Here is a 17,835-nt window from a genome sequence, read left to right on the forward strand (position 1 = left end):
GCGATCTGTCAGAGGGCTGTCGGCCTGGCGTGCTAATGCTGGTCCGTCCGAGGCGGCGGCCGCGCGGCGCAACTTCCGCTTGCAAAAAAGTGCGCCCGGTGGCGCCTTTCGCACCGTTGCGGCGTTGTTGCTCCAATTTCCCACCGCCCGCGACCAAAGGAGAAGGGGACCCATGCGTCAGCTCTCGCCCGAAGGCCAGGCGGCCGTCGCCGCCATCGCCCAGCGCACCGGATTCAGCCCGGATGCGGTTGCCTCCATGCTGGTCTCGGTCATCGCCGGTAACGGCACCATGGCGCAGTTCAGCCATCCAGAGTTCGGCGGCTCCGGCCAGTGGATGCTCGGCGGCATGACCATGGTGTCGGACATGTTCAACCACGCCCTGAAAGGCCGAGTGGATGGCCTGTGCAGCGAGCTTTCCGCCCTCGTGGCGCGCCAGGGCGGTCTCACCATGGCCGGCAGCTTCCAGTCGCAGAGCCAGGGCGGGATGAATTCAAGCGACGCGGGGTTCGGCAGCACCTCCAGCCTGTTCGTGCCCGACCCCTCGGGCCATGGGAGCTGGTGGCCGGCCGACCTCGGCCAGCCGGCGAGCACCGGCGCGCAGAACAGCGTGCGCTACGCCTATTTCCCTGCCGCCCGCCGCCTCGCCATCGACCTCGACGGCCAGGTGACGGTCTATGACAGCCTCGATCACCAGATCGGCGGCTTCTCCCAGCAGCAGGGCGGCGTGGGGAGCCTCACCTTCACCAGCCAGCACGGGATGGTGGACGTGGCGCGCCTGCCGATCGTGAGCGGCGCGGCGCCCCAGCGTGCCCCCGATCACGAGAGCGCCCCCGTCTGGCAGAGCGCGCCGCAGCCGCAGGGCTTCGCCTCGCCGCAGCCCGCCGGGGGACACGGCGACATCATCTCGGCCATCGAGAAGCTCGCCGACCTTCACGCCAAGGGCATCCTGACGGAGCAGGAGTTCAGCACCAAGAAGGCGGAGCTGCTGAGCCGCCTCTAGAGCATTCGTCCGCGCCGGCGCTGCGCGCGCCGGCCCCTACGCCGGGCGCAGCGCCACCTTCAGCGTCACCAGCTCCTCGGCGGACGTGGGATGGACGGCGACGGTACGGTCGAAGTCCGCCTTGGTGGCCTTCAGCCCCAGCGCCACTGCAGCGAGCTGGATCATCTCGGACGCCGCATCGCCCATGATGTGGACACCCAGGACGCAGTCGGTGTCCGCATCCACCACCAGCTTCATGAAGGTCCGCGTCTCGCGGCCCGACAGGGTCGCCTTGAGCGGCCGGAAGGCGGTCTTGTAGATGTCCACCGTCCGGCCCCCCTTCAGCGCGGCCTCTTCGGACAGGCCAACCGTGCCGATCTCCGGTTCGGAGAAGACGGCGGTGGCCACCAGCGAATGGTCCACCGTCCAGGGCTTGTTGCCGAACACCGTGTCCGCGAAGGCGTGGCCTTCGCGGATGGCGACGGGGGTGAGGTTGATGCGGTTGGTGATGTCGCCCACGGCGTAGATGGACGGCACGCTGGTCCGGCCGGCCTCATCCACCTTCACCGCCCCCATCTCGTCCACGGCGACACCCACCTCCTCCAGACCGAGGTTGCGGGTGCTGGGGATGCGGCCGATGGCCAGCATCACCTCGTCCACCTCCACCACCGCCCCGTCCGAGAGCGTCACCTTGCGGCCGCCGTCGATGGCCTCGATGGACGCCAGGGTGAGCCCGCGGGCGAGGTGGATGCCGGCGCGCGTCATCTCGGCTTCCAGATGGTCGCGGATCTCGCCGTCGAAGCCGCGCAGCACCTTGTCGCCGCGATAGACCAGCGTCACCTCGGCGCCGAGCGCGCGGAACATGCCGGCGAACTCCACCGCGATATAGCCCGCGCCCTGGATCAGGATGCGGCTCGGAAAGCGGGTGAGGTTGAACGCCTCGTTGGAGGTGATGGCGAGCTCGCAGCCGGGAATGGCCGGCCCCACAGCCGGATGGGCGCCGGTGGCGAGCAGGATATAGCGCGCCTTCACCTCCTCGCCGGTGGCGACGATGCGCACGAGATTGGGCCCCGCCACCACGGCGCGGGAGGACACGACCTCCACCCCGGCATTCTCGGCGTTGCGCATGTAGATCCCCTCGAGGCGGGAGATCTCCTTGTCCTTGTTGGCGACGAGGGTTTGCCAGTCGAACCGCGGCTCGCTGACGTGCCAGCCGAAGCCGGCCATGTCCTCGATATCGTGGGCGAAGCGCCCGGCGTGAACGAACAGCTTCTTGGGGACGCAGCCGCGGATGACGCAGGTGCCCCCCACCCGGTACTCTTCCGCCATCATGACCTTGGCGCCGTGCTGGGAGGCGATGCGCGCGGCGCGCACCCCGCCCGAGCCGCCGCCGATGACGAATAGATCCACTTCCCGCTGAGACATTCTTGGCTCCCGCCAGATCCGCAATACGTGGGGCTGACTTGGAGGACGCCCGTCGCCGCGTCAAGCAAAGGCGCGGTCACGGTCCCGCGCTTGCCGGCCCGCCGCTTCGATGCTTGATGGCGATGCGACGACACCGGCGGACCCATGCACGACACCGAGATTCCCCCCATCTGGCTCAGGCCCGCTCCAACGGCGGCGGGGGCGCGTGGCTTCCGCCTGCCGGCCATCCTGCGGCTGCGCGCCCGGCGCGGCAGACTGGCACTAGTGCTGGTGGCGGAGGGGTATGACGCACGCGCCGAGCCGGCCGAGCTCGTGCTGCGCAGCCGCGCCGGGTCCCTGCTCGACCGCGAGAGCCTCCTGCCGTCGGGGCCGACAGTGGTGCTGCTGCCGCCCGGCGCCGCGCTGCTGGAGGTGGAAGGGAGCGGGCCGGACCTGCGCCTCGGCTATTATCCGGTGGCGAAGGTGGCCCTGAAGCTCCACGCCTTCGCCGCCGGACGCTTCTCCGGCCTCAGCGCCCCCAGCCGGTGGAAGGCTGCGGGGATTGCCGCACGCACCCTGCGCGGCGCGCTATACGCCACTCTTTCCGCCTCGCCGGCGCGGCACCGGGCCGAGGCCGCGCGCTATCGCGCCTTCCGCGCGCGCTTCGTCGGCGATTTCCGCCCGGTCCCGACGGCCGACGCGGCACCCCGCCTCAGCCTGCTGTCGGACGGCGGCGCCGCCCCGGCGGAGGCGCTCGCCCGGTGCGCGGCCGCCCTCGCGGCCCAGACCGACCGCGCGTTCCAATGGCTCGTCGCTTTGCCGCCGGAACGGGCGCAGGAGCGCGCGCCGCTTGTCGCTGCCGGTGCGCAGGTGATCGTGATGGAGGGCGACAGTTGCGCCCGCCTCACCGCCGCCCTCAACGCTGCGGAGGGCGGGCTCGTGCTCTTCCTCGATCCGGCCGGGGTTCCGACGCCGGACGCGGTGGCCATGCTGCGCCATGCCTTCGGGACTTATCCCGGCTGCGCCCTCGCCTATACCGATGAGGAACGCCTCGGCGCCGATGGCCTGCCCCAACACGGCGTCTTCCACCCCGCCTTCAACCGTCACCTCATGGAGGCGTCGGGTTATTTGCGCCGCTTTGCCGCTCTGCCGCGGGGCGATGCGCTGCGCCTCGGCCTCGACCCGGCGGCGGGCGCAGCCGGCGTGTTCGACCTGCTCCTGCGCCACGTCTCGTCCGTCGCGCCCGCCGCCATCCGCCACATCCCGCGCGTCGCCATCGGCTTCGAGGAGGCGCCCGCCGGCTTCCCCCCGGCGGAGATTGCCGCCGCCGCCGAGGCCCTCGGCCGCCTGCGCGGCATCGGCGTCGCCGCCGTCGGAGGGCGCCATCTGCGGCCGATCTATCCGCTGCCCGAGCGCGAGCCCCTGGTCTCCATCGTGGTGCCGACGCGCGACCGCGCCGGCCTGCTGGGCGTCGCGCTGCGCTCGCTCATCGCCCAAACCTCCTACCGGGCGTTCGAGATCGTCATCGTCGACAACGGATCGGTGGAGCCGGAAACCTTCGCCCTGTTCGAGGAGATCAGGGCCCTGTGGCCGGCGACCCGCGTGGTGCGCGACGACGGCGGCTTCAACTTCCCGCGCATCTGCAACCTCGGTGTCGAGGCCTGCGCGGGGGAGATGATCCTCCTCCTCAACAACGACATAGAGGTGGTTGAAAGCAGCTGGTTGGACGAGATGGTCGCCCTCGCCGCCCTGCCCGGCGCCGGCGTGGTGGGGGCCAAGCTGCTGTTTCCCGACCGCACGGTGCAGCATGCGGGCGCCATCGTCGGGCTGTTCGGCTATGCCGACCACTGGTTCGCCCACAGCGGCGCCGACGCGCCGGGCTATGAGGACCGCCTGCTGGTCCGCCAGAACCTGTCGGCCGTCACCGCCGCCTGCCTGCTCATCCGCCGCGACGTATGGGACGCCATCGGCCCCCTGGACGCCGAGCGCTTCGCCGAGGATTGCAACGACATCGACCTGTGCCTGCGGGCGCGGCGGGCGGGGTACGACGTGGTCTTCACCCCCTTCGCCCAGCTGCTGCACCACGAATCGGCATCGCGGGGGAAGAAAAGGTCGCGGGCGCACCGCGAGCGGCTGAAGGCGCAGCGCGCCCGCATGGAAGCCCTGTGGCACACCGCGACGCGCGTCGACCCCCACTACAGCCCGAACCTCGAGCGCAAGAGCCTGTTCGCCGCCCTCGCCGCTGCGCCCGAAGGCCCGCGCGACCCGCGGACCGACGCCATCTGACGCCTCAGGCGACGTACACGCCGGCGCGGTTCAGAGATCCGCGCCGCGCTTCTTCATTTCGGCGCGCACGCGTTCCACCGCGAGCGCGTTCATCTGCGCGCCCCAGGCCTGGATGCCCTGCACCGCTTCCTGCACGATGACCGGGCGGTCCTGCACCAGCTTGATGCCGGTGGAGGAGCGATAGAAGGCGATGGCCTCCTTCAGCTCCGCCTCGCTGAAGCGGCTGGCATAGGCGGAGGCGAGGATGTCGATGACCTCGGACTGCCGCTTCTCGAATTCCGGCCGCACCAGGATCGCCACGTCGCGCAGCTGGCGTGCCAGATCCGGATTGGTCTGGACGAAAGAAAGGGCGGCGCCGTCCACGATGTTGGGAATGACGCCGTCGAACGCCCGGGCCTCGCCGTTTACCATCACAAGATCGCGGGCGAGCTGGAGCTGGGCAGCGGTGGGCTTCCCCGCCGCGGGGGCCGCCTGCTGGGCCAGGGCGGCAGGAGCGGCGGCGAGGGTGGCCGCCAGGAACGGCAGGGCCGCGGCGAGAAGGAGACGCGGGCCGAGACGGCCGGACGAAAAATGAGGCATGAGTGTCTCCGGGAAGAGGAAGCTCAGAAGCTGCCGGGCTCCAGCTCGGTGATGCCGTCCTTGCCCGCGAGCACCGCGCGGCGGGCAAGGCCCAGGAAGAGGCCGTGCTCGACCACCCCGGCCACTTCCTTCAGAGCGCTGGCGAGCGCTGCGGGATCGGGAATGCGGCCGAGATGGGCGTCGAGGATCTGGTGCCCCTGATCGGTGACAAAAGGATGGCCGTCGCCGTCGCGGCGCAGGACGATGGTGCCCGAGCACCCGGCCTCGCGGACGGCGGCCTCCACATGGCGCTGGATGGAGGCGACCCCGAAATCCACCACCTCGATTGGCAGCGGGAAGCGGCCGAGCGTGTCCACCTTCTTGCTGGCGTCGGCGATGACGATCATCTCGCGCGCGGCGCTGGCGACGATCTTCTCGCGCAGCAGCGCGCCGCCGCCGCCCTTCACCAGCGCGAGGCCCGGCCCGATCTCGTCGGCGCCGTCGATGCACAGGTCGAGCGGGCCGGCCTCGTCCAGCGTAGCGATGGGCACGTCGAGGGAGACCGCCTGGGCGAGCGTCTGCTCGGAGGTGGGCACGCACAGCACGGTGAGGCCCGCATGCACCTTCTCCGACAGAAGCTCGACGAAGTGCCGGGCGGTGGAGCCGGTGCCGAGGCCGAGGCGCATGCCGTCGGTCACATAGGTGAGGGCGTGGGCGGCGGCGCGGCGCTTCAGGTCTTCGGCGTGGACCATGGGATTTCCGTTCCTGCGCGCCCGCGCCACGGTCTTGCTGGACCGCGGCGCATGGCGCGTCTTGTCGTTGCAGGGCCGGGTCGCCCCGCTCCGGCTCTAGCCTTGATCCGCCCGCCCGACAAGCGGCGCGACGCCTCAGCGCGCGGCGGGGGTGCAGACCAGGCTGGAATCGGTGCCGCCGGCAGGGCGGGTGGTCTCGCGCACGTAGCAGATGCTCATCTCGCCGGTATCGCGATTGACCCGGAAGATGCCGGTCTCACCCTCGTAGCGGGTGGCCACGAGGCCGTAGCTGCCGGCCTTCTGCGGCCCTGCGCCCTCGCCCTGGGGGAAGCAGAAGGTGACGCCGACGCTGGAGCCGTTCGGCCGCTCGAACTGGCACACGTTCATTTCGCCGGTCTGCCGGTTGACGCCATAGACGCGGTTGGCCTGGGCCGAGGGTGGTGGCGCAAATTCATATCCCTGCCCGCCGGCCGGCTGGGCACTTGCCCCCGAAGCGGCGAAGGCAAGCAGCCCCGCGGCGAGCGTGCCAAGCACCGCACCCGCGCCCGCGCCGCTGCGGGACTTCCTCGAACGCGCCGGCTGGAAAGGATCAATCCGCATGCATGCCTCCTTGCGAGTGGGACCGGCTGCGCCGTGGGGCCGCAGCCGGAATTCGCGGGCGACGCTGGCGCGAAAAAGCGGCAGGATTTAAGGCAGAGGGTGAGGGATCGCCCCCGCCCTCCTGTCCCGCTGCCGGCGCAAGCGGTACAGGCTGGTATCCCCGGGCCGCTCCCGTCTGCCCAAGATCCCCCGCGGATCCATTTGAGGAATGCGCCCATGACCTCGCCCCAATCGTCCCCCCGCACGGTCGTCGCCTTCGACCTCGACGGCACGCTGGTGGACACCGCCCCCGACCTTCTCGACGCGCTCGACCTGGTTCTCTCCGACCACAGCGTCGCGCCGGTGGACCGGGGGCAGGCGCGCAACATGATCGGCGGCGGGGCGCGGCTCCTCATCGTGCGGGCGCTCACCGGGGCGGGAATCGTGCTGCCGGACGCCGAGGTGGAGGCCATGACGAAGCGCTTCATCGCTTCCTATGCCGACAACATCGCCGTGGGCTCGCGCCCCTTCCCCGGCCTCATCGCGGCGCTCGACCGGCTGGAGGCCAAGGGCGCGGTGCTCGCCGTGTGCACCAACAAGCTGGAGCACCTCGCCCGCCTGCTGCTCGACGCCCTCGACCTGACGGCGCGCTTCCCCGTCATCACCGGCGCCGACACCTACCCGCGCTCCAAGCCTGATCCCCTGCCCCTGCTCTCCACCATCTCCGCTGCCGGCGGCGCGGTGGAACGGGCGATCATGGTGGGCGACAGCATGACCGACGTGCTCACCGCCCGGGCCACCGGGGTACCGGTTGTGGCCGTCTCCTTCGGCTATACGGAGACGCCGCCGGGGGAGCTCGGCGCCGACCGGCTGATCCACCATTTCGACGAGCTGGAGCAGGCGGTGGACGCCCTGCTTGAGACCTCCCGCGCCTGACGCGGTCCACAGCCATCGGCCGGGCGGCCCATGCCGGCCCTTGACAGGAAGGGCCGGCCGGCTCTAAACGGCCCTCCTCGCAATGGCGCGGGCGATTAGCTCAGCGGGAGAGCACTCCCTTCACACGGGAGGGGTCGCAGGTTCAATCCCTGCATCGCCCACCATTTTCTATTGAAATAATTAGAAAATTTCCCAGTTTTCGGGGTCATAACCCACGATGACCCACGGTTTGGCGCCGAATGATTGACGGCAAGAGAACGAACAGAGAACAAACTCGTTGCAGGCCCCGCTTCACTCTCATAGGTTGTATTTGTGGCGCACGTCAGCGCCTGAGAGCAAAGGGGATCGACCATGAAGATCGAGAAGGTGCGCTCCGGCCGGGTTCTGCCCAGCCTGAAGGACGCCGCGCCGGCCGAGGAGCCTGCGAAGACCAACGGCGAGTCGGTGGCCGCAGCGCAGCCGAAGGCCGCAGCAAAGCCCAGCGCCAAGCCCAAGGCCGACGCCAGCTGCGAGGCGCAGTTGAAGGCCGCCACCGGCCTTGTCCGCCGAGAGCAGAACGGGGTGAAGGAGCCGGCGGCGGGCGGCCTCTGCGCTGCCGCATGGCGGGCGTGCGACAAGGCCATGGCCGACCTCGGTCGCACCCCAACCTCGGGCGAGGCGGCTGCCAGCAAGCACGCGGCGGGGCTCAACGCCACCAACGTCAAGGTCGAGTATTCCTACTGGCGCCGGTTCCACGGGCACCCCCGTGCCGCGCTGCCGCCCATCGGCTTCGTCACGAAGGCCAGCAAGGGGACGGCGGCGCAGGAGGGCAAGGAAGCCTGACGGCCGCTGCACTTGTGGTCATCGAACGGGGCGCCTTCGGGCGCCCTTTTTCTTTGGGCGGGCGGCCGGGAACAGCGCGCGTGGTCGCCTGCGGCGGCCTATGGCAGGAATTCCGGCGCCCAGCGGGTTCGGCAACCCCAACGCAAAGCGCCCGCCTTATAGGCGGGCGCTTCAAAGCGAATTGGGGGACTTCAGCACATGCCCGGTCGGCTCATCAAAGCGACCCATCGCCCGGCCAATCAAGGGGCCTATCGTCGCCTTCTCGTTTTGAATAGATGGGCTGCGCACCATCTTCGACGAGCGGGCTAAAGCTCCCCGGTTTGCGTGCATATAATCCGACCATCAAATCAATGGTATTTTTCTGCATCGCCAACATGCAGTTCACCATCTCGATTCCATCTTCGGTGCGACGGTAGGTCGAGTCGGTTCCGTTGGGCCAATGTATCCGAAAACCGCACATCGTCCCGTCCTTATCGGCGAGGACTTCCAATAGTCCTTTGTAGTATGGATCGTATGGTAGGGCCTTCTTTGCCCATTCTCCGAAAATATGTCGCGCAGCGTGCTCAATCCCAAAAAACCTAGAGTAGAATGCTTTGCAACGCGTAATGGTCTCATTCAGTTTTTCGAGTGGGATTGCGTATGCCCCTAACGAACCGGTACCGTTACGAACGCGAAAATCCATATCCGTAAATATATAATCTGAGTGACTAATGGCATTTCTAAGTTTTTGATTATAGAATTCATCAAAAATATCGCCAACTTGGACACCAAGTTCTTTCGATAGTTTTTTAATTATTTTTATTTTTCCGATAGGATATATACCACGTTTAGAAAATTGTTTCTTCTCATCTTTACTCAAAAATTGATAATAAGGATTAGGATTATATCCATATCCAAGCTGGAAACGGAGAAGATTTGCGATTATTTCATATGGCGCATCCATCTCAACCATGTGGCTATACATAACAAGCCCCAAGCGCCATTTCGTCATTTCGGCAGAAGGAAATCCATCTGCGGGTAATTCCATTTGCATGATGGTATTAAAATCTTCCAGCGTCGCCCGCGACTCTAGTAATGGATCCCATCCGCGATCTTCCATTCCGACGACGCGCAACAGAGACGCAAAGAAATTGATAATATCATGTTTGGCGGGAAGCTCGGGAAAGAAGATCGGCTTCAACACCTGATAGTACCTCTCTCGGGTCGCCTCAACCTCTTCTGGCGTCATAATTCCACCCATCGAATCGACCGTGCGAATTTTTACCACTCGGAGCCACCTTAGGCATAATCGGTCTTGTCTGAACGGTCGGGGCACGCAAAACGCTAGTTTGGTGGAGCGATCGTCTAACGCTCCATGTCGATCACTGTTTGTTCCAGCCCGTTTGGCAGCGGAATCCGCTGCCAAACGCCTCATTGAATGCAGCGCCTATTCGGGCGGCGCAAACATGTCGCCGTTACCCGCCTCAGCAGATCTCACCGCGCCACGCGTTGGTAATGTCGGCTATGTATTGCTCGCGGGACCGTGGGACATCCGGCTTGTCATCGCTGCCGCGCCATGCGTCGGCGAGCATGGCCTCGGTGGCGATGCGCACCCCTTCCACCCGGTCCCGCTCCGGGCTGTGCAAGATGGGGAACAAGCGGCCGTAGGAGTCTCGGAAGTAGCCGGCCGGCACGGTATCGTCGGGCTTGCCGCCGCCATCCCGAATGAAAGTCGCGAGCGCGGCATCGCCCATGCGGCGGGTGTTCGCTGGCAGGTGCATGGAGCCGAGGTCGCCAAAATGCGACTCGCCCTCCTGAAGGACGTAACCGGCAGGCACCTGCTTGGGGCGGCCGAAGCGGTCGATAATCGTCATCTGTTGACCTTTCCGTTGCTCGGCGGGGGTGGTTGCGTGGGCTGTGGCCACATGGGTGCCATCAACCCTTGGCCCCGCTTGTCTGTGGGCGGCACCGGTAGGAACCGAACCGCGCATTGATGCCGGGCCGCAGCTTCAGCGGCGCCCCGAATTCGAATTTGTGGGCACCACCGGGGACGGTTCGGGATGCGGGACAGGGGGAACCGCATCCCTTTTCCTCTCGCGCCGAGTCGTCACAAGCGCGCCCGGTGGTGCCTGTGCTCAACCTCGGCGATGGTGAACGCAGAGGGAGCAACCTGTATCCTCATGCGGCCTGCCGCTTGGCGCCGACCTCGACCCGGACGCCGAGAATGGCGAACGGGTCCGCATCAGCCCGGCGGATACCGCCGTCCCGTTGGAGGAGCACTTCTTCCGCCAGCTCGGCCTCGAACAGGCTGGTGCGAAGGGTTGCCAGTGCTGCCGCCTTCTCGGCCGCTGACATGGCGCCGCCCTCGCGCAAGGCTCCGTCCTGCTTCATGGTCTCGAAGACGGCTTCCGGGTCGAGCCAGCACGCCACGGCCAAAGCCGCACTCTGTGCGTTAGCAGTGGGGGCGATCTTCAGACGGCCGGCGCGGTCCATGCGCGGCCGTCCGGCTTCCGCCCGCGCGGCAATAGCGGCACGTAGCGCGGCTTCCTGCTCCTCGATGGTGGGCGCGGACGTCTCCAGCGTGTGGATGTCGCCCTTCAGGCTGACGATGGTTTCGCGGACGCTGGTGAGCGTCTGGCTCTTCTTCGGCTCGGGCGCCGGGACCGCCACGAGGCGGGCATTGGATGGCAGGGCTTCGAGCGCACGGTGGATGCCGCCGAACGCCACGTTGGCCGCGATGCGTTCGGTCTGAAAGCGCCTCAGCACTTCCTCGCGGTGCTCCAGCTCGGCTTCAAGTTGCGCAAGTCGCTCGAGGTTGGCGGGATGTGGGGCGGTGCTCTGCGCCACCGTCGTGCGCAGTTCTGTGACGGGGCGAACTACCTCGTCGCGCTTCGCCCGAGCCGCCCCGACTGCGCCCTCGCCGGCAAGTGCCGCGTCCTCGAACTCGCGCAGCTTCGCCGCAGCGGCGGGCGGCAGCTTGGCGACGGTGGCGGCCAAGGCATCGCGTGCCTCGGCGACATAGCGGGGCGGGAACCCCTGCTCGATGTGGTTCAGTCTGGGATCGGTGGTCATGTCAGTGCTCCGCCTCGGTGGTGGTGTGGTCATCGTCCGGCCATTCGTCGGCCGGGTGCAGCGGCTCGCCGTGCTCCAGGTGCAGGGCGGCGATCAGCCGGCCGAGCTCCACGTCCAGCCGCTTCGCGAACGCATGGTCGGCGCCCCAAAGAGCAGCGGTGATTTCGCACTCGATCTGCTTCGCGGCGACGCGTTCGGCGATTTCCTTCACCGTGGGCGTGTGGCGGCCGGGCAGTTGGGACAGATAGCTTTCGCGGATTTGGACGACGCGAACCTCCGTCGGATTGGCCGGGGTTCGGTCTTCCATGAACAACTTGCGAGGGCGGCCTTTAATGGGCTCTATGTCCTCGGCCGGAATGCGCTGGAGCTTGAGAAACATCGGCGGATGTCCTTTCAGGCGTGGGCGATGGGGAAGGGAGAAGGCGCGCCGAACTGTGGCGGTGCAGGGGGCGGCGGCTCCACCCCGAGCCCAAAAACCCTGCGGCTCATGCCAATCCGGTAGAACGCCCGCAGCGCCAGCCCGTGGCATTCATCCCAAAGCGCGCCTGCGTGGTCCGCCTCGCCCATGCAGGCGAAGGCGACCTCCGCGCCTCGGAGCGTCATGGCTTCGTGCTCGAAGGCGTTCAACGCAGCGTGGAGCCGATGGTCGCCGCTGCGCTCATTGGCGTAGAAGAATTTGCCCCGCAGGGTGATAAGTCGTTTGACGAGGGCTCCACCAGTAATCGCTTTCATAACTTGCACTCCACCTGCGCTGTTCGGCCCTTCTATTCGTGGAACGGGGGCTTGTTATTGCGCCAAGAATAATGGTTGCTTTTCGGAATGCAAGAATAAATTGTCTGTCGCAGCGCCATATGCTATGGTTTCAGAAAGTAATCAAAGTATTGGATGCCGCATGGCCCCGGTTCCGAAGAAAGAAACGAAAGCAGATACTGCGGACGGGCTGTACAAGTCCAAGCTCCGTTGGAAGCCCAAGCCCTTGCCGGCAGACCTCGAAAAACTTGAACGCTTCAAGGTGGAGAAGTTCAGAGGCAGCTATCACCCGGATATGTGCGAGCACATAATCCGCCTTATGGCACAAGGTCATAGCGTCTCAGCCGTGGCCGGCTTCCTCGGCATCGCAAAGGATACTCTGTTCACGTGGGTGAACCAGCGCGAAGCCTTGGCCCATGCGGTGCGCATTGGGCAGGGTTTGCGTGTCGCTTTTCTCGAAAAGCTCGGGCGGGAATACGCGGAGATCGGGAACCATGCCGGCGTGACGTGGTGCAATTACATGCTCCGCTCTGCCGATCAGAGCTACCGGAACGCGGGGCCGCTCGTCGAGCAGGTCGTAAATGTCACGAATGCCCCTGTCGTGGTGGAGTTCAATGATCATCTGCGAGGCGCGCTGGATGCCATAGCCTCCAAGCTCGCCGGCAACTTCACGCAGTCCGACGCGAGCGGCAGGCAGGTCGCATTGCCGGGGCCGGACGATGAGAATGATTGAGGTGACCACATGGGCAGCCAACCTAATAGGTCCACCTCAGCGGGGGCAGGTCTTGGGGCGGCCCCTGCCTCATGCTGAAATATTGGGTGATATCAAAGGGCTAAGGTGGCTGGGCAGGGAACCTAACCCCTTCAGATGTTTGCATGAAGCGTGGCCATATGCCATGCTGCGCGCTTGCCGCCGAAAGGCGGCGCCGGGATTAGGGAAAGTCCGGTACAACCTCCCACTCATGCGAAAGCCGCCCGTTGGACGCGGACGGCTTTCAGATACTGGGATGGATGTACTGGAACCACAAAAGCACTGGCAAGCTTTTGTAGCACAGCTGGCGCATACCCGCAAGCTGTTCCGGTACATCTGGCCCGTATGGGAAGATGTACTATGACGGATGAGTTTGAAGACCTTGCGCTCCTGAACGCGGCATATGCGGATGACGAAGCGAAGCGCCTCGATGCGCGTTTCGCCAAGCTCCTGAATATCCCGGCAGAGCTGCGCGCCATCCCCCAATGGATGTTCGCAGGCGCCGACAAGGCACCCCACACGCTGCGCGACGGCAGGACGGTTCACGGCAGCGTCTCCAAGCCTGACGACTGGATGACCTTCGATGCAGCCGTAGCCGCCGCGAGGGTGTGCAACGGCCACGTGGGGTTCGTCTTCACGAAGGGGTGCGGCTTCACCGTCCTCGACGTGGACGTGAAAAATGCGAACACCCATCCGAACGAGCCGGGACGTTGGACGCCACCGGACGTGCTGGACAGCCTGTGGAGCTATGTTCAGAAGGTGAGCAGCTACACCGAGCGCTCCCGTTCCGGTTGGGGCCTGCATGTGCTGGTGCGCGGCGACATTGGCCTCGGCATCCACAGCAAGTTCCTCGAAATATACTCCCAAGACCGATTCATGATCTGCACCGGCGACAGGCTGGAGCAGTTGCCGGCGACCATCGAAGATCGCGACGAGGAAGTGAAGCGGATCGCGGACGAGTACCGGAAGCGCACGGGCGCCTTGAAGCTGGTGGACCTCCCCCCTTGCACCATCGAACGTCGCACCGACAGCGACGTGATGGACTGGCTTCGATCGTGGAGCAACGCGTCGCAGTTCGAGCACCTGTGGGCGGGCGACATCGCCGGATATTCGTCGCAGTCGGAAGCCGATGCCGCACTTCTGAACTTCTTGTGGAAGGCGACGGAGGACAGGGAGCAGGTGTTCCGGTTGTTCCGCCAGTCCAAGCTCGGGGAGTGGGACATTCGACGGCGCTGCCCCCGGTTCAAGGCGAACCGGAATGACGACTATCTGAATCGTAGCCTTGCCTTCGTGGTGTCCAAGATGGTGGAGGAAGCCGAAAGGGTAGCCCGGATGCAGGCTGAGATTTCTTTTACCTATGAGGCGGCACAGGAGGCACGGGTGGCAGAGCCCGCTTCGGTGGAGCCCGTGTTCAGCTTCCCTCCCGGCTTCGCAGGTGTGATCGCGCATCATATGTACGCGAACAGCTATTCGCCCATCATGGAGGTGGCGACGGTGGCGACCGTGGCCCTGCTCGCCGGTGTCTGTGGCAGAACCTACCGCACGCACACGAACGTGGATTTGTCCCTCTATCAAATTCTGGTGGCCCGTAGCGGCATCGGCAAAGACGCCATTCACAAGGAGATTCCAAAGTGGGTCAAGGTCAACGGCGTTGTCGGGGCAGATCGTTTCTTACAGGCAACTGACTTCGTGTCCGGTCCTGCCCTCCATAGACAGCTTCTCGCGACGCCCGGATTCCTGAACCTGCAAGGCGAGTTCGGGCGCCGTCTCAAGCGTATGGCGAACCCGACCGACGCGCCGGAGCAGGCATTTCGCACCGTCCTCACCAACGCGTACTCAAAGGACTATCTGGAGGGCAAGACGTACAGCGATACGGCGAAGAACGTGCCCGGTGTCGCGTACCCCGCCCTGTCCTTCCTCGGCGAGACGACACCGGACAAGTTCAAGGAAGCGCTCACCTCCGACATGATGGAAGATGGGTTGCTGTCTCGATTCCTCGTGACCACATACACGGGGGACCGCCCCCCGCCGAACAAGTCCTCGGGGGAAGCCGCGCTTCCCAATGACCAGTGGGGATATTGGTGTGGCCTCCTCAGTAAGGCCATTGAGAACAACCGCCCCCTCCCGGCTCCTCCGGCAGTGCGTCGAGTCGCTATGCAGCCGGACGCCCTGAATGCCATAGAACAGTTCGAGTTTCATTGCATCGCTAGGGTTAATGGGAGCAACGATGATCACGAGCGGGCAGTATGGAATCGAGCCCACCTGAAAGCGCTAAAGGTTGCCTCCCTTCTCGCCGTGGCGGATTGTTGGTGGGAGCCGGTAGCCACAATGGCGCACGTGGAATGGGCCATCGGCTTCGTCGAGCGTGATGTGAAGCTTTTCCTCGGTCAACTTGAAAGTGGCGACATTGGTCGAGATGATAGCGACCGTGAAAAGAAGGTGCTCCAGTTGTGCGATAAGTACCTTGCGTTGCCCGACGATAAGGTTCCGACAAAAGTCCGCAAACTTGAACACTTGCGCAGGGCCGGCATTATCCCCCGTCAGTACATTCAGATTGAAGCGTCCAAGCTTGCGGCTTTCCGTAGCGATAAGACGGGTGAAGGAAAGCGCGCGCTCGACACGGCGCTTAAGTCCGCCCTTGAAAACCATAATCTGATGGAGGTTCCCGCAATCAACTTAAAGAGCGAGTTCAAATTTGAGGGGCGCGCTTTCCGTTTGCCTGTCTGAACTCGGATACCAAATGATGTCGCCTCGCCCCGGCGTCCCCATCCCGTGGGGCTTCTTTTTGTCCCCTAGCCGCACTATTCTGGTTCCGTGGTTCCGCGCTGGTTCCGCGCCAAGCGCGGAACCAGAAATATATAATAAAAACATATGTTTAACTGTTGTTTTTATAGTTGGTTCCGTAAGTTCCGTGGGGGTACACTGTCGTAGCTTTTGGCGGCGCGGTCACTGTGGGGCGGAACCCGGAACCTGCGGAACCGGGAACCTGCCGCCGGGTGCCCAGCAGTGGGCTACCCTGTGCTCACCTAAATACCTCCAATGAGTTCAACGGGGTTCGGCGCCCAACAGTGCCGCCGAACCTGTCGAGGTGGCCGGCAAGGTGCTGGCTCAACTACCTCCCCATGTGGTCATCGTTCCCGCTCCCGCCGCCTGCCCCATCTGCGACGTGCGCCGGGACGTGCGGGACACCCCCGGCGCCGGGACAGGCTGCGCGGCTCGCCAGCGGCGGGGGCCAGACTCGCGCCATGGGCCGGCTGGCTGGGCATGGACAGGTCCCAGCGAAACACCCGCCTACGGCCTTCCCTAGCGAGCGCAGCAGGCGAGGCATTGCGCGCGTGAAATTGAGAGTGGTCGACGCTCGGACGGGCTTCCGTCCATCCCCGTCCATCCCGTCCTCGGTCCTCTTTCCTTCTATGCCTCCCCTGTCCTGTGAGGCTCCACGACAAATAGCACTCCACACAAGTATTGTGCATAATCATGGTGCAAATACTTCACATCAGACCGCAAAAATCGCTTCAAATCAACACCGTCACTGTGGTTACAGTCAGTCACAACGTAATTCAGCCCCATGCGGGGCGAAAAGCCACAGTGGAAGCGGTCATGTCGGAAGAAGACTCCAACGCCCCCACCGGCAACGAGCCGAGCCTTCGGTTCCTGCGGGTGGAGGAGGTGTACGCGCTCGTCGGCATCGGCCGCAGCTTCCTCGACGATCTGGTGAAGGAGGGCGACTTTCCGACGCCGATCTACCTGTCTGCAAAGACGCGGGTTTGGGTTGAGGCCGAAGTACTCGCCTGGATGCGGGCCAAGGCCAACACCAGTCGGACGCGCCCGCCTGCAACCCACAAGGTCCAGCGCCGGAGGGAGCTGGCATGAGCGCGGCAACGAAGACCATGGCCGCCGGGGCATGGGTTGCTGACGCAGAAGCCACCATGCGCGAGGCGCCCGCCGACACCCCGCACCGCCGTCTCCTGATCGAGTGCGAGCGCCTGCACTGCCGATGGCCGGTCGATGGGTCCGGCGCCGACCTTGTGGCATGTGGCGACCTCGTGCGCGATGGCTCGTCCTATTGCGAGCGGCACCATATCCGCGCCTATGCCCCGCCGCCGTGGCGGACGGTCTCGGTCGGCGGCGTCGTTCGCAAGGTCGCTGGTGGTGTGGTCAACTGAAAGCAACACGGCCAATTGAGGCTAGCGCCAGCTATCTTGATTGGATTTCGCCTCAGTGGCATAAAGTGAATATTGTGATCTCTGGACCCATTAATATAGGACCCCTTCCAGAAGGTTTTTTGGAGGATATGTGATGCTCGGGTTTCTGAAGAAAAAAATTTCGGCCAGCGATCTTGGCATCATAATGGTTCGTTACGCTAATGAAATTATTACGGCAGATGCGGGCCGGTCGGTCGGACAATTGCTTGGTGTATTGGGGGACGGAGAAAGCCTCGCTGCAGCAGATCGTTTTGGAATGAATCGATCCATGAGAAAATTATATGTACAGACATACCTTGTATTGGCCATTGATGCAGCCTGCTCTGATTTTGATAATATGATCCGAGATAATATAGTTGATGGCGTTATTTCATGTATCAATAGTGATGATACAGATGTTGATGACATATGCCGTATCGTATCTCTCGCTAGATCGATGTCAAATGATATCGATTACGTTGATAAATACGTCGATACAAAGCAATTTTCAGTTCAGTTTCTTGATAGAAATTTGATTGTGCCATGCTACTCAATTGCGCTGTTGGATCATTTTCGCGATGGATTTTTGATCAAATTTGTAAACGATAGTGAAGTGTTGTCTTTTTATTGCAGTACGTTCGGGGCTTCTGTTGCCACTGCCTACCGGGCGAATGTCCAAGCATCCAAGATTTACAAGCTGAAATAATAGCGCACAACGCGGCCACACTATGGTTTTGGGGACGTGATGCTGAACGGGAACAAAAAGGGCGCCGCGAGGCACCC

Annotated in this window: 18 protein-coding genes and 1 tRNA gene; 10 read left to right on the forward strand and 9 right to left on the reverse strand. The window is 64.4% G+C overall.

The genetic code is table 11. The annotated features are described in order from the left end of the window. Nucleotides 1–172 precede the first annotated feature (172 nt). Nucleotides 173–1,000: an SHOCT domain-containing protein gene (locus ABLE93_RS09700; protein WP_348839588.1), complete on the forward strand. Its 828-nt coding sequence runs from the start codon at nucleotides 173–175 to the stop codon at nucleotides 998–1,000. A 36-nt stretch (nucleotides 1,001–1,036) separates the two neighbouring features. On the opposite strand, the gene gor is transcribed toward ABLE93_RS09700, so the two are convergent. After that, complete coding sequence (gor, locus tag ABLE93_RS09705; protein WP_348839589.1) at nucleotides 1,037–2,404, reverse strand: glutathione-disulfide reductase; 1,368 nt, start codon at nucleotides 2,402–2,404, stop codon at nucleotides 1,037–1,039. Between the two features lie 144 nt (nucleotides 2,405–2,548). On the opposite strand from gor, the gene ABLE93_RS09710 reads away from it, so the two are divergent. Then, complete coding sequence (locus ABLE93_RS09710) at nucleotides 2,549–4,669, forward strand: glycosyltransferase family 2 protein (RefSeq protein ID WP_348839590.1); 2,121 nt, start codon at nucleotides 2,549–2,551, stop codon at nucleotides 4,667–4,669. 30 nt (nucleotides 4,670–4,699) lie between these two features. On the opposite strand, the gene ABLE93_RS09715 is transcribed toward ABLE93_RS09710, so the two are convergent. The 3 genes from ABLE93_RS09715 to ABLE93_RS09725 all read right to left on the reverse strand — a co-directional run bounded on the left by ABLE93_RS09715 (nucleotide 4,700) and on the right by ABLE93_RS09725 (nucleotide 6,579). Further along, complete coding sequence (locus ABLE93_RS09715; RefSeq protein ID WP_348839591.1) at nucleotides 4,700–5,248, reverse strand: DUF2059 domain-containing protein; 549 nt, start codon at nucleotides 5,246–5,248, stop codon at nucleotides 4,700–4,702. Between the two features lie 23 nt (nucleotides 5,249–5,271). Next, nucleotides 5,272–5,979 (reverse strand): ribose-5-phosphate isomerase RpiA, encoded by a 708-nt coding sequence (gene rpiA / locus ABLE93_RS09720; RefSeq protein ID WP_348839592.1) that lies wholly within the window; start codon nucleotides 5,977–5,979, stop codon nucleotides 5,272–5,274. 135 nt (nucleotides 5,980–6,114) lie between these two features. Next, entirely contained in the window at nucleotides 6,115–6,579 is a 465-nt protein-coding gene (locus ABLE93_RS09725) for a hypothetical protein (RefSeq protein WP_348839593.1), read from the reverse strand. 216 nt (nucleotides 6,580–6,795) lie between these two features. On the opposite strand from ABLE93_RS09725, the gene gph reads away from it, so the two are divergent. From gph to ABLE93_RS09740, 3 genes are all read left to right on the forward strand, one after another. Continuing rightward, entirely contained in the window at nucleotides 6,796–7,494 is a 699-nt protein-coding gene (gene gph, locus ABLE93_RS09730; RefSeq protein ID WP_348839594.1) for a phosphoglycolate phosphatase, read from the forward strand. 89 nt (nucleotides 7,495–7,583) lie between these two features. Continuing rightward, a tRNA-Val gene (locus ABLE93_RS09735) sits at nucleotides 7,584–7,658 on the forward strand. A 187-nt stretch (nucleotides 7,659–7,845) separates the two neighbouring features. Beyond that, nucleotides 7,846–8,316: a hypothetical protein gene (locus ABLE93_RS09740; RefSeq protein WP_348839595.1), complete on the forward strand. Its 471-nt coding sequence runs from the start codon at nucleotides 7,846–7,848 to the stop codon at nucleotides 8,314–8,316. Between the two features lie 214 nt (nucleotides 8,317–8,530). Here the strand turns inward: ABLE93_RS09740 and ABLE93_RS09745 are convergent, their stop codons facing one another. The 5 genes from ABLE93_RS09745 to ABLE93_RS09765 all read right to left on the reverse strand — a co-directional run bounded on the left by ABLE93_RS09745 (nucleotide 8,531) and on the right by ABLE93_RS09765 (nucleotide 12,099). Further along, nucleotides 8,531–9,583 carry a hypothetical protein gene (locus ABLE93_RS09745; protein WP_348839596.1) on the reverse strand — a complete coding sequence of 351 codons (1,053 nt, stop codon included), beginning with the start codon at nucleotides 9,581–9,583 and terminating at the stop codon, nucleotides 8,531–8,533. A gap of 196 nt (nucleotides 9,584–9,779) precedes the next feature. After that, nucleotides 9,780–10,169, reverse strand: a complete 390-nt coding sequence (locus ABLE93_RS09750) for a hypothetical protein (protein ID WP_348839597.1) — start codon at nucleotides 10,167–10,169, stop codon at nucleotides 9,780–9,782. A 304-nt stretch (nucleotides 10,170–10,473) separates the two neighbouring features. Next, entirely contained in the window at nucleotides 10,474–11,367 is an 894-nt protein-coding gene (locus tag ABLE93_RS09755; RefSeq protein ID WP_348839598.1) for a hypothetical protein, read from the reverse strand. Nucleotide 11,368: 1 nt separating this feature from the next. Beyond that, the gene (locus ABLE93_RS09760) at nucleotides 11,369–11,746 is read right to left on the reverse strand and encodes a hypothetical protein (RefSeq protein ID WP_348839599.1); all 378 of its coding nucleotides are present in this window, start codon (nucleotides 11,744–11,746) and stop codon (nucleotides 11,369–11,371) included. 14 nt (nucleotides 11,747–11,760) lie between these two features. Further along, nucleotides 11,761–12,099: a hypothetical protein gene (locus ABLE93_RS09765; protein ID WP_348839600.1), complete on the reverse strand. Its 339-nt coding sequence runs from the start codon at nucleotides 12,097–12,099 to the stop codon at nucleotides 11,761–11,763. Nucleotides 12,100–12,259: 160 nt separating this feature from the next. Here ABLE93_RS09765 and ABLE93_RS09770 point away from each other — a divergent pair, with 160 nt between their 5' ends. The 5 genes from ABLE93_RS09770 (at nucleotide 12,260) to ABLE93_RS09790 (ending at nucleotide 17,758) form a co-directional block, all read left to right on the forward strand. Then, nucleotides 12,260–12,850, forward strand: coding sequence for a helix-turn-helix domain-containing protein (locus tag ABLE93_RS09770; protein ID WP_348839601.1), 591 nt, complete (start codon nucleotides 12,260–12,262; stop codon nucleotides 12,848–12,850). A 378-nt stretch (nucleotides 12,851–13,228) separates the two neighbouring features. After that, nucleotides 13,229–15,595, forward strand: coding sequence for a DUF3987 domain-containing protein (locus ABLE93_RS09775; protein ID WP_348839602.1), 2,367 nt, complete (start codon nucleotides 13,229–13,231; stop codon nucleotides 15,593–15,595). A gap of 873 nt (nucleotides 15,596–16,468) precedes the next feature. Continuing rightward, nucleotides 16,469–16,741, forward strand: coding sequence for a helix-turn-helix transcriptional regulator (locus tag ABLE93_RS09780; protein WP_348839603.1), 273 nt, complete (start codon nucleotides 16,469–16,471; stop codon nucleotides 16,739–16,741). Next, nucleotides 16,660–17,034: a GcrA family cell cycle regulator gene (locus ABLE93_RS09785; RefSeq protein WP_348839797.1), complete on the forward strand. Its 375-nt coding sequence runs from the start codon at nucleotides 16,660–16,662 to the stop codon at nucleotides 17,032–17,034. The genes ABLE93_RS09780 and ABLE93_RS09785 overlap by 82 nt, the downstream gene beginning before the upstream one ends. Nucleotides 17,035–17,167: 133 nt before the next feature. Then, nucleotides 17,168–17,758 (forward strand): hypothetical protein, encoded by a 591-nt coding sequence (locus tag ABLE93_RS09790; RefSeq protein WP_348839604.1) that lies wholly within the window; start codon nucleotides 17,168–17,170, stop codon nucleotides 17,756–17,758. Nucleotides 17,759–17,835 lie beyond the last annotated feature (77 nt).

This window comes from Xanthobacter pollutisoli, assembly GCF_040044995.1.
Taxonomy (GTDB): Bacteria; Pseudomonadota; Alphaproteobacteria; order Rhizobiales; family Xanthobacteraceae; genus Xanthobacter.